Source organism: Wolbachia endosymbiont of Drosophila nikananu, assembly GCF_028981865.1.
GTDB lineage: Bacteria > Pseudomonadota > Alphaproteobacteria > Rickettsiales > Anaplasmataceae > Wolbachia > Wolbachia pipientis_B.
This window is the reverse complement of record NZ_JAPQLL010000070.1, coordinates 61,393-72,298: the sequence shown is the minus strand read 5'-3', so window position 1 is coordinate 72,298 and position 10,906 is coordinate 61,393. Positions and strand designations below refer to the sequence as shown.

At 33.8% G+C, this 10,906-nt stretch carries 9 protein-coding genes and 1 pseudogene; 3 read left to right on the top strand and 7 right to left on the bottom strand.

The genetic code is table 11. The features are described from left to right. The 5 genes and pseudogenes from OZD67_RS05545 to ychF all read right to left on the bottom strand — a co-directional run. Positions 1-842 (bottom strand): annotated as a pseudogene (locus OZD67_RS05545) (ankyrin repeat domain-containing protein); the annotation flags it as partial. Positions 843-1,184: 342 nt separating this feature from the next. Next, on the bottom strand, positions 1,185-1,793 hold the full coding sequence (gene gmk, locus OZD67_RS05540) for a guanylate kinase (protein ID WP_182184144.1): 609 nt from the start codon (positions 1,791-1,793) through the stop codon (positions 1,185-1,187). Continuing rightward, the gene (locus OZD67_RS05535) at positions 1,777-3,582 is read right to left on the bottom strand and encodes a pentapeptide repeat-containing protein (RefSeq protein ID WP_182184146.1); all 1,806 of its coding nucleotides are present in this window, start codon (positions 3,580-3,582) and stop codon (positions 1,777-1,779) included. Before OZD67_RS05535 ends, gmk begins: the two co-directional genes overlap by 17 nt. After that, positions 3,575-4,774: an ankyrin repeat domain-containing protein gene (locus OZD67_RS05530; protein WP_410543781.1), complete on the bottom strand. Its 1,200-nt coding sequence runs from the start codon at positions 4,772-4,774 to the stop codon at positions 3,575-3,577. Before OZD67_RS05530 ends, OZD67_RS05535 begins: the two co-directional genes overlap by 8 nt. A gap of 170 nt (positions 4,775-4,944) precedes the next feature. Then, positions 4,945-6,039: a redox-regulated ATPase YchF gene (gene ychF, locus OZD67_RS05525; RefSeq protein ID WP_182182724.1), complete on the bottom strand. Its 1,095-nt coding sequence runs from the start codon at positions 6,037-6,039 to the stop codon at positions 4,945-4,947. Between the two features lie 118 nt (positions 6,040-6,157). Here ychF and OZD67_RS05520 point away from each other — a divergent pair, with 118 nt between their 5' ends. From OZD67_RS05520 to OZD67_RS05510, 3 genes are all read left to right on the top strand, one after another. Next, positions 6,158-6,754, top strand: coding sequence for an OTU domain-containing protein (locus tag OZD67_RS05520; protein WP_259346579.1), 597 nt, complete (start codon positions 6,158-6,160; stop codon positions 6,752-6,754). Between the two features lie 8 nt (positions 6,755-6,762). Then, a complete protein-coding gene (locus OZD67_RS05515; RefSeq protein ID WP_259346580.1) occupies positions 6,763-7,008 on the top strand; it encodes a hypothetical protein in 246 nt (81 codons plus the stop codon). A gap of 81 nt (positions 7,009-7,089) precedes the next feature. Further along, positions 7,090-8,262, top strand: a complete 1,173-nt coding sequence (locus OZD67_RS05510) for a CCA tRNA nucleotidyltransferase (RefSeq protein WP_182182726.1) — start codon at positions 7,090-7,092, stop codon at positions 8,260-8,262. Here OZD67_RS05510 and OZD67_RS05505 read toward each other — a convergent pair. Together OZD67_RS05505 and OZD67_RS05500 are read right to left on the bottom strand one after the other, a co-directional pair. Then, positions 8,259-9,971, bottom strand: a complete 1,713-nt coding sequence (locus tag OZD67_RS05505; RefSeq protein ID WP_182182728.1) for a coiled-coil domain-containing protein — start codon at positions 9,969-9,971, stop codon at positions 8,259-8,261. The genes OZD67_RS05510 and OZD67_RS05505 overlap by 4 nt on opposite strands. 135 nt (positions 9,972-10,106) lie before the next feature. Further along, complete coding sequence (locus OZD67_RS05500) at positions 10,107-10,640, bottom strand: HK97 family phage prohead protease (RefSeq protein ID WP_182182730.1); 534 nt, start codon at positions 10,638-10,640, stop codon at positions 10,107-10,109. Positions 10,641-10,906 lie beyond the last annotated feature (266 nt).

Sequence of the window (10,906 nt, the reverse complement as noted above, 5' to 3'; positions counted from 1 at the left end):
TTTGTAAGAAACTTAAGTGTGTTATCGTTACTTCGAATTGTATGAGACTCATGTTTTTCTTTTGTTATCTTGTTAATTAGTGCTACCTGAAGAGCGTCCTAATTTTCACTATTAATGAGTTGTGCTAGATCCTCCTTGGTGACCGTTTTTATTAGGTTACCCAGAAACTTGCATTTCTGTTTCTTTTCGAGCGATGCGATAAGGTGTAAAATATTATTTCCTTTTTCATCTTTTATGCTGCTAATATCCGTGCAATCTTTGAGATATTTTTTAAATTTCCTGTTATTTCCATTTTTGATCGCTTTTAGTAATAGAGCATTGTTATTTGTTATTTCGTTGCTTATTTCTACTTTATGATCATCTTCAACATCGCTACCGTAGCCACTTTCTGCTTCACTATCTTCACTATTCCTACGATCATTTTGGTTGTGGGTAATACTATTAGAACAATATTTGCTATTATCAGTAATTTCTGAAATTACTTGCTTTACTCGTTCTTTTATTTCATTTGATATTTTTTTCGATCGTTCTATTGCTTTATCTAGCACTGGAAGGAAGCATTGGACATAATACCTATAATATTTTTCTTGTTCTCTAAGTGATTCTTCTAATTTAGTTAATACTTCAGAGCTAGCACCTTCCTCAAATAACCTTTCACATTTCTTGAGAGCTCCATCTCGACTTCTTGGTTTTTCACGCTTGTGTTCTTCTTTTTTTACCTTTCTCTCTATAATGCAGTACAATTGCTCGTCTTTTCTATCTTGCTCTTGCTTTTTATTTTTATCTATGCATTCGTCTAATTTATTTGCATTAGTAGCTAGTGCGCTTAGATCTATACCCATACTAAAACCTCAATATTAAAAGCTATTTAAGTTGTCAGCACTAAACTAACAACCAAGAAGTTTGACTTTTAAATTGAGCTAAACGTTGTATATGTGATCAAAATATAGGTGGAAAGGCAGAAAACTAGTTTCTATTAGAAAATCTGTTATCATAGTCAAATCCTCACTTGAACAGTTGTCTACTATTTTAACCATTTTGTCTTAAAAAATAATAAATATAGCTAAACTGACTTACGACAATTTGAAAAACCGTCATTCCGCTACTAGTTAGCGCCGCGGCGGTATGACGGTTCGCGGCGGTATAGCTATAGGATAAGAAACTATAGCTGCAGATCAATGCTTTTATAAATCTTCCAGACTTGGTTTTTCTTTTAGTTTTTTAAGTCTTTCTTTATTTAGTATGGAGCTTATCTCTTCTACACTTTTATCAATATCATCATTGATTATTACATAATCATATTTATCACGTTTGCTTATCTCTTTTTGAGCTTCGGCTAATCTGCGCTCTATTTCGCTCGCATCATCACTATTACGCTTTTGCAAACGCAACCTAAGCTCTTCCATTGAAGGGGGAAGTATAAAAACACTCACAACTTTTTTTCTCATGAGCTTGAATAAGTGAAATGCTCCTTGCCAGTCTATGCTTAGTAAAACACTTATTCCACTGCTTAAGTTTTGCTCTATAAAATCTCTTGGTATACCATAAAAATTCTCAAAAACTTTGGCGTATTCAAGCATCTGACCAGCTTCGCATAACTCGTGAAATTTTTCTTCGGTAACGAAAAAATAGTCTTTTCCATTTATTTCGCCGGAGCGAGGCTTGCGCGTAGTCATAGAAACAGACCTAACTAAATTAGTTAATCGCTCAAGTAATTTTGCTGATATAGTAGTTTTTCCAGCTCCAGAAGGGGAGGATAGAACCAATAATACGCCCTCACTTTTTACGGTCATTTTTCTTTGCATTTTTTAACATGGCGCTTTTTTGATCAGAGTTTAAAAAGCTAGAACCTTCTAAATTAGAATTTGATAAGTTGGTGCCAATGAGAGAAGAGTTATCAAAGACAGTATAGCGCAAATCGGTCTTTTCAAAATTTGCCTTATTCAAATTAACGTTTACAAACTTTGCTCTACTCAATGTTGAATTAGAAAAATCAGCATTTTCTAAATTCATATTCTTAAATTCAAAGTAAGAATAATTTACATCAAATTTTTCACCCTGTGATATTTTCTCTTGCAAATCTCCAATTGAAGTTATAGCATTTTCTAACCCTGCAAGTTTTTTCTGCCCTTGATTGTCAATCAAAATTGAATTATCAAACTTGCAATCTGTTAAATGAGCATCAGCAACTGAACTTTTATATATGCTTGAAGAGTGAAAAGACATATCACTAATTGTTGAATTGCTCAAATTGCTAAGAAAAAAGCTAGTTTTCCTAAAGGCATTAGCGTGAAGCAAAGAAGATCTGAAATCGCTTTCAATAAAATTTGAATTAGTTACTTTTAAATTGGACCAGCTCGAATTATCAGCTAATAAATTAAAGAATGTTGAATTTTCTATTTCACTGGAATCAATATTATGGTGAGAAAGTGTACTGTTATAAACTTGAGAGTCTTGGATTTTTATCTTATACATTGAAGTTGTAGAAAGATCTGAATCTTCTATCTTTGCAGAGGTGAATAGTGAATGGTCAAAAAATGAGCCATTCATGTTAGAATTCGCAACTTTAGTATTATGAAACTTTCCATGATGAATGTCAGCATTAGAGACATTAACTTGATGCAGTTCACTAAAACTAAAATCAATATTGGATAAATCAGCATCCTGAAGACTTGCTTCAGAAACATATACATGTTTTATCTTGGAACCATTTAGTATAGATTGAACAAAACTTGAATTATCGTCATTCACATAGGAAATTTGTGTGTTGCTTAAATTAGCTTCGTCGAAGTTACTGTTAATTATGATAGAAGAATTAAGGCAGGCATCGGAAAGATTGCTACCTGTAAAGTCTGATTCTTTTAGCTCTGTACCATATATGTTAGCATTTTTTAATGAAGAAAATTGTATCTTTAATTTATATGCATCCACTCCAAAGAAACTTGCATTATCAAGGTTATTTTTCTGCATAACAGTATCGTTTATTTCACTATCATTAAAATTTATGTAGCTAACATTCGAGTTTGATAAGTTGGAGAGATTCATTTTCATATTCGAGAAATTAGTATGCAAACCAATTACGTTGTGCATACTTACTTTTTTGAGATCGGAACTGATAAAATCAGCATAACTAACATTAGACTGATCAAATACAATATCTGTTAAGTTTGCAGAAACAAATTTTGTAAAACTCAAATTTGTACCTTTTATTTTAATGCCATGTAAATTAGCATTGGAAAAATTAGCACCACGTAAATCAACATCAATAAAAGACACGTCGGATAAATCGGTGTTAGAAAAATCGGCACCAATCAGACTTACTCCATCAAAAACAGATCCACTTAGGTACAATTGGCTAAAATTAGCTCCATTTAAGTTAGAGCCAAAACCTTTCTTAAAATCTTCTGGCACGCCCTCTTTGTGGCACTGCACCAAAAATTCAGCAAAGTCTTTTTTACTGTAAGATACGTATTTTGCATCATGTAGAGCGTTTAAAAAATCACTAATCTGATTTTTTTCATCATTTGTTTCGTTTCCATAACATAAATGACCAACTAAAATTAATATCAAAAATCTAATCATCTTGCTTATCGCACTGCGACTCATTGTTTTCTTTCGTTTCCACAGCCCAATCGTACATTACTGAGCTTTCTTTATTGTCTATTTTTCTATCCTCCAAAAGGTGTGGCATCATTTCGGCAATCGCATTTATTATATTGATCTGCTTTTTTTCGATTGCTATATCAATTGGGGATTGAAAATTATTACTAACTACTCTAAGATCAGCGCCTTGTAATAAGAGAAAGCGCACTATTTCTACCTCACCTTGTTTAACCGAATAAATGAGAGGAGTATCACCCAATTTATTTCTAAACCTTAGTATCTTTTGAGTTGTTAATCCAATTTTTTCTAGCTTACTTATTATTCCTCTTAAGCAAGGTAAGTTATTTTTCTTAATACAGTAAAAAAATTGCTTACTGTAATCATCAATAAATACAGTTGTAGGAAGATGCTCATTAAGGCTATCATATTGTCGTTTATATATTGACTTGCTTTGTATATCTTTATGAACCCATTCTTTTATTGTTTCTCTGTTTAGCTTTGTCCATTTTTGTAAATTTTTCTTTTCACTTTGCTCTTCTTCATCTTTTTTAGTTATAGGTTTTACTCTCTTAGAATTATTGTTTGTTTCTTTCACTTTTTTTTCTTCAAACTGATTCTCTACTTTTTCTTTTTTTCCCTCTAATAATTGACTCGCATCACTTTTTGAAAGTTCATTATCTTTTATATCAATCTTCTGATCAGCTTGTAGATTTTTTTGCTGGTCAGTTGTATTCTCATTTAAATCAGCACTTAAAGGCAAAGGCTCTGGTTTCAAATCTTTATTCACTTCTTTATTGGCCACATTTGGTAAATTTTGAGCAAATTCGCCTGTACTTTCTTCTAGCTGGTCATTTGGCAAATCTTTATCAATCCTTTCACCTTCACTTATAGTTTTTTCAACCACGGAAGCTTTGTTCTCATTTTGTTTCAGCTTCTCTTTATCGGTTACTCTTTTGCTCTCAGCCTCCTGTGTTTGTTTAGCATCGACGTTGCTTTTCAACTCATCTTTTTGATTTGTGCTATCTTGCTTCCTTATACCTACATTTTCGTTTTTATGAACTGATTCAATTTTCTTTTCTTCAAATTGCTCTACAGCAAATAGGCTCAGTGATCCAAATACAACAACTAATAATACAAAGTATAAAATACTCTTCATAAATATTCCAAGCATAAGCTTAATTAAGATAATACTATAATCAAATGATTAATCTACAGTAAAAAATGCCTTAGATAAAAAACCAATAGATTTTTTGCATTACTTTTTCTGGGTAAGATCAATTGTTTCTTAAACCTCTCCCCTAAACGAATACACTGTAGAAGGAGGAGTTTCTTCTCCCAAAGCTACACATTAAACCTAAAGTGCATTATATCGCCATCTTGCACGATATAATCTCTGCCTTCAAAGCGAATTTTTCCTGCGTCTTTGCAAGCTGATTCACTTCCATATTTTATATAGTCTGCAAAGCTTATTGTCTCTGCTTTTATAAAGCCTTTTTCAAAATCAGTGTGAATTACACCTGCTGCTTTGTCAGCTGTTGATCCTATTTTTACTGGCCATGCCCGTGCTTCTTTGGGGCCCACAGTAAAGAAAGTTATCATACTCAGCACTTCATACATAATATGCGCTACTCCATCAAGGCCTGATTCTTGTAAGCCAAATTCTGACAAGAAACTCTGTTTTTCCTCTTCACTATCAAGATTTGCAATATCTGCTTCAAGTTTTGCTGAAATGCAATAAAATTTGCTTTTATTTTCCTCCGCCATTCTCTCTACCTTTTTAGATAATTCATTGCCAGTTATAACATTTGTATCTTCAACATTGCAAACGTACATAACGGGCTTTGTTGTCAGCAATTGAAGCAACTTCATCTCATCTCCATCGATATTCTCCAAACTTCTTGCAGATTTACCTAATTTTAAAGTAGCTAATACCTCTTGCATTAATTCAAGTTGTCTCTTTAGCTCTTTATCACCTTGCTTTGCTTTCTTTTCCAATTGAGAAAGCCTTTTTTCTATGCTATCAATATCAGCTAGGATTAATTCCATTTCCACTACTTCAGCATCTGATATTGGATCTATTTTACTGTGTACATGGCTGATATCGTCATCCGTAAAGCACCTGAGCAGATGAACGATGGCATCAACTTCTCTGATATGGCTTAAAAATTTATTACCGAGCCCTTCACCTTTGCTCGCACCCTTTACCAGGCCTGCAATATCCACAACTTCTAATTGGTTATAGATTGTCTTCTCTGAACCGGCAATTGCTGCGATTTGTTTCAAGCGCTGATCTTTTATCGAAATCCTGCCTATATTTGGCTCGATTGTACAAAAAGGGTAGTTCGCAGCTTCAGCTACACTTGACTCTGTAAGTGCATTAAATAAGGTTGATTTTCCTATGTTTGGTAACCCAACTATACCACAGTTAAAGCTCATATTTGCTATTTAAAGCCATAATTATTGCATAATTTAAAAATTTCTGCTATACTTAATTAGTCGCTTATTAACAATTTTGTTGGTATAGTAACATATAGCTTAAATTAAGGTAAAAATTATGGTTGAATCTAGGAAACGGAAGCTACTAAGTGATTTTCATGATGTTGAGAGTGAAGTAACTTCTTTAAATAGTAATTCTTACCCTGACAATTTCCATATAGGACAAGCAATTGGTAATGGAAGCTGTTTTTTTGACTCGTTTAGACAAAGTTTAGAGCAACAAAAGGGGATAGAAGTTAATGTCGAGCAGTTACGAGAAAACTGCAAGGAATTTGCACAAAACAATCCGCCAGAATGGTTTGTACATTCTATTGCTAACAGTTACGATAATGATGGCCAGCACCATAGTGAAACTATAGATGATTATACAGCAAACATTATGCGTAACGATAGATGGGGTGGTCCTGAAGTTGAAGGCAGAATACTTTGTGAGAAGTATGATGTAAAATTGCATGTTATAGAGAACCAGACTGTTGATAACCAAGATCTGTCTTTGCATCAATTAATAGATGATTCAGGTTCAAAAAGTACAGGTGAAGTTGATTATGACGACAGTAGTGTTTTGCATGTAATAAACAAAGGCCATGCTCATTTCGAGCCATTGCTTGATAGGAAAAAAAGTTTAGCAAAACAAGAGCAAAAAAACTTCAAATAGACGAGATCTTGGAATATTGTAACCTTTCAAAGGATATCTCTGAGAGAGCAGAGGTTGAGAAGAGATTTGATGAGTTATTGGCAGAAAATGCTGATGGAAAAATTTGTGATGTTGTAGAACAGTGCGTTAGTGATATAAAGCAGCACATAGGGCATTCTGAAGAGCAAAACCCTTCAAGTTTACTAAGTTCAAGATGTGGTACGGAATCGATGGCAGAACAACCATTTCATCCACAACAAATACTTGTAGAATAAATTTTCATAGCCCTGTATATTTTTATATAGGGCTTTTTGCTTGCATTTCATATAATATGAACTGCAGCATATACTAACTAAATGCAAGTTGACCATGAGACTAGTTTAATTATCGATGCCATAGAGGAATTTGGTGGTGAGGCTAGGCTTGTCGGCGGGTGTGTGAGAGACTCAATTTTGCAGCGTGACGTTCGCGACATTGACCTCGCTACCAATCTTCTGCCTGATCAAGCAATTAAAGCGTTAAAACTCCGTAATATAAAAACTATTCCAACTGGCTTAAAACATGGAACTATCACTGCAATCTTAAATCAGAGGTCTTTTGAAATTACAACACTAAGACATGATGTGAAATGTGATGGCAGGCATGCGAAAGTAGAATTTACTAATAATTGGCAAACAGATGCTTCAAGGCGTGACTTTACATTTAACGCTCTATATGCAGATAAGCATGGCCATATATATGATTACTTTGGTGGTATAGAGGACTTAAAGGCGCGAAGGTTAAACTTTATAGGCAACGCTGAAGATAGAATTAAAGAAGACTATCTACGTATTTTAAGAGCATTTCGTTTTCATGCAAAAATATGTGTCGGAGATTTGAGTGATGAAATACTAAGCGTATGCAAAAAGCATTCGCATATGATCCAAAACCTCTCTGGAGAGAGAATAAGAGATGAAATACTTAAATTGCTGGAGTGCAATGATCCTTTTCCAACACTTAAGAGCATGCAAGAATCTAATGTTTTGCAAAAGATTATCCCAAAAGAAGTAAAATGCGAAATTCTGTCTTCGTCACTTCTTTTCGGCACTGATGTGCTAGTAAAATTAGCGTTACTCCTTAGGACCACCAAAAATGACAGGCTAAGTCTTGGAGAATATGTAAGCAAGTTTCTACGTCTTTCGAACAAGCAAAAGAAAAAGCTGTCGTTTTTACTATCCAACAATATCAAAATAGAACTCTCAGAAAAAGAGCAAAAAAAATACATATCTTTGTTTAGTAGAGAATTATATTGTGATTTAGTGAAAATTTGTGGTGTTGAGTCTGGAGAAAATATTGATAAATACATTTCGTTTGCTAACACATTCAATATTCCAAAATTTCCTTTATCTGGCGATGATTTAATAAGTATAGGTCACCAGCCAGGAAAAAGTTTAGGTAGGAGCTTGGAGTTGCTAAAACAACATTGGGAAGACAGCTCCTACACTTTAACAAAAGAGGAGCTGGTGCTTTATGCTAAGGGTCTACTTTAGTCTACTCCCTGAGCATTCAATAAATGTACGCTTACAGTATTAGCATGACCCATCGAGGAATTAGGTGTGTATTCTTTTGATAAAAATTTATCTCTTATGCTTGATGTCAGTTTTAACTCTTGAATCTTATCTAAAAAAAATCTCATTCTAGCTTCTACTAGCTCTTTCACAACATTTTTTTTAAGTAAATTTCCTGAGTCGTTATTATTATTTTCGCTATTAAAGCTGTGCAAGATAGAGTTTACAATCTTATTTACCCCTTCTTTTTGTTTGAATTCTTTTACGCATTTTCTAACAGAAAGTGACAACTTGGTTTTTAACATGTCATCTTGTAGTTCTTTACCTACATTTTTTCCAATGTTCCAATGTTTGTTGACAACTTCTTTAACCTTGGCTTCTATGATCTCCCTTGCGGATTGTTTCAAATTACTTTCTAATAATTCAAGCAGCTTACTGCTTTCAAATTTGCCATCATCTTGATTTGATAGAGACTTTATAGTTTCATTAAGCACGTTATAGCAAAAGTGTTTTTCTTTAAATTCAGGAAAACCTTTTTTTAACTCCTCGTTTTTCCCAGATAAAAAGTTATTGAGACCCTTATCCCTAGAAAACTTATTGGGCAAGTTTCGTAATTTTGAAAGAGTTGATTCAGTAGTTGATTTTGCAGTAGATACTGTACTCACTGCACCTACCTTTTTAGCCAATTGACCTTCTTTTGCTTCCTGTAGTTTCTTAGTGTCAGCTTTCAATTGACCTTCTAAATCAATCTCCAATTGTTGTTTAGATTCTTGAACACTTTGTAATTGCTTCCCCAAGTTCTCCATTTCACCCAATTGAGCAGTCAATGTATTCACACTTAATCGTAGAGCTTCGTTTTCATGACCTAAGTCACTGACTTTATTTTCTAATTCAGTATTTTTGTTTTTAGCCTGCCGCAATTTATCAGTCCGTGATTTAAGTAAAGCCACTAATTTACTAGCTTGCCATTGTTGATTCAATTCAATTAATTTATCCTCCTTGTCCTTTAACCTACTCTTAGGTTCTATTATTTGTGCTTGCAGACTTTCATTATCTTTCCTAGTAGCTTCAATTTCGTCTCCTTGCTCTCTTATTATCATGTATTGATCAAATATAGTTTTCTGTTGTTCATCAACTTTATCCTGCATTGCTTTTTTATCTTGTTTGTATTTGGTTAGTTCCTCTTCTCGTTCGCCTGCATCTTCTGTAAGTCCCTTATAACTCTTTTCAAGTCCTTCAATTGCAGATCGTAATTCTCTATTTTCTCCTTTTCTATTTTCTCCTTTTAAGGAAGCATTTCGTAAACGTTCAAGTTCTAATTCCTGACTTATGCCCTCCAGCTGTTCTTTTAATGCTTCATCATCTTCCTCTGTTATCAATGCTACTCCATCAGTCTGAACCCCTCCATCTTTGTTTATCACTACACTTTGGCTCTCTTTCTCTACAACTTCAGGTTTTAAGTCAACTTGAACACTTCCATCTATTGTCTTAAAAGCATCAGTTTGAACTTCATTGTTTGCAGTAGTTTTATCGCAGTACAAAATATTTTCTGCCCATCTGTTCCATCTCTTGGGCAATATTCGTCCAATCGTTTTTAGATATAACCAAGCAAATACAGTAGACCAGCTGTATTTTTTTTCCTTTCGTTTAATATTAATTTTATAATTAACCTTATCATTAATATTTAGCATAAAATTACCTTATTTTTTAATTTTAATTTGCAGAAAATTTTAATAGTAATAAAGTTATATATATTAGTATAAATGTTAAATAAATACTAACGCAGGTATCAAATTATGGTAAAGTCTTTGCCCGCCTAATGCACTTTAAGCAGAAATGTACATGTCTGCAAGTACAGCATTTGCTTTTTCTATCGCTCTTGCTAATATTTCCTGTTCATTGTTCTGATTTTTCACATTGATTACCTGAGCAGCTAAGTTTGCAGGAAAAGTGACTAAACTGACTTCCCATAATTCTACTTGTTTTAATATTCTTGCCCCGCTTTCATGATCAATGTCATATTTTATAGGTATATAGCCGATGGAAAGTCCATTGATTACTCCAGTTTTGAGCATTAAGTACGCTTCCTCTGCTTTTTGGATGCCCAAAAGTAAGTGTGCGGTTATATACAGGCCAACATCATTTTCGCAAATATCTATAATATTACCTATAGGTTCACCTAGATTGTGCTGCCAAAGGAATTTTATTTTATTTCTGTTTAAATTTTCCTTAAATGCTCCGGGTAAGATCAGGTCATTTTGTTTATCAACTATATTAAAAACGCTAGCATAACCAGAAAATACACCGTTTTCTCCTATGCTTTTTATTGACAATGGTGAATAGAGAAATTTCTTATTCATAAAGCCTCCTGTAGTATTGGAAATTTTGTTTGCACAATGCACTGCAATGTCAAATCTATTATATGCAGTTCTCTAAAAAGGGGAAGCACTTTTCTTAGTTACTGAAAACGCTAACTGGAATCCAGATTGGACACTGGGTTATAAAATTCTACGTCATACCGCCGCGGTATCTCTTAGCCGCTAACTCGTAGCGGTATGATGATTCTTCAAATCGTCAAGGTGTCATCCAAGTAGCCTTCTCTTCCTGTCATCCCAGTGCTTGACAC

Excerpts from the sequence above, each read along its gene's own strand:
- OZD67_RS05510 (WP_182182726.1), top strand. The coding sequence starts at position 7,090 with ATGCAAGTTGACCATGAGACTAGTTTAATTATCGATGCCATAGAGGAA.
- OZD67_RS05530 (WP_410543781.1), bottom strand. The coding sequence starts at position 4,774 with ATGCTTGGAATATTTATGAAGAGTATTTTATACTTTGTATTATTAGTT.
- OZD67_RS05535 (WP_182184146.1), bottom strand. The coding sequence starts at position 3,582 with ATGATTAGATTTTTGATATTAATTTTAGTTGGTCATTTATGTTATGGA.
- OZD67_RS05505 (WP_182182728.1), bottom strand. The coding sequence starts at position 9,971 with ATGCTAAATATTAATGATAAGGTTAATTATAAAATTAATATTAAACGA.
- gmk (WP_182184144.1), bottom strand. The coding sequence starts at position 1,793 with ATGACCGTAAAAAGTGAGGGCGTATTATTGGTTCTATCCTCCCCTTCT.
- OZD67_RS05500 (WP_182182730.1), bottom strand. The coding sequence starts at position 10,640 with ATGAATAAGAAATTTCTCTATTCACCATTGTCAATAAAAAGCATAGGA.
- ychF (WP_182182724.1), bottom strand. The coding sequence starts at position 6,039 with ATGAGCTTTAACTGTGGTATAGTTGGGTTACCAAACATAGGAAAATCA.
- OZD67_RS05520 (WP_259346579.1), top strand. The coding sequence starts at position 6,158 with ATGGTTGAATCTAGGAAACGGAAGCTACTAAGTGATTTTCATGATGTT.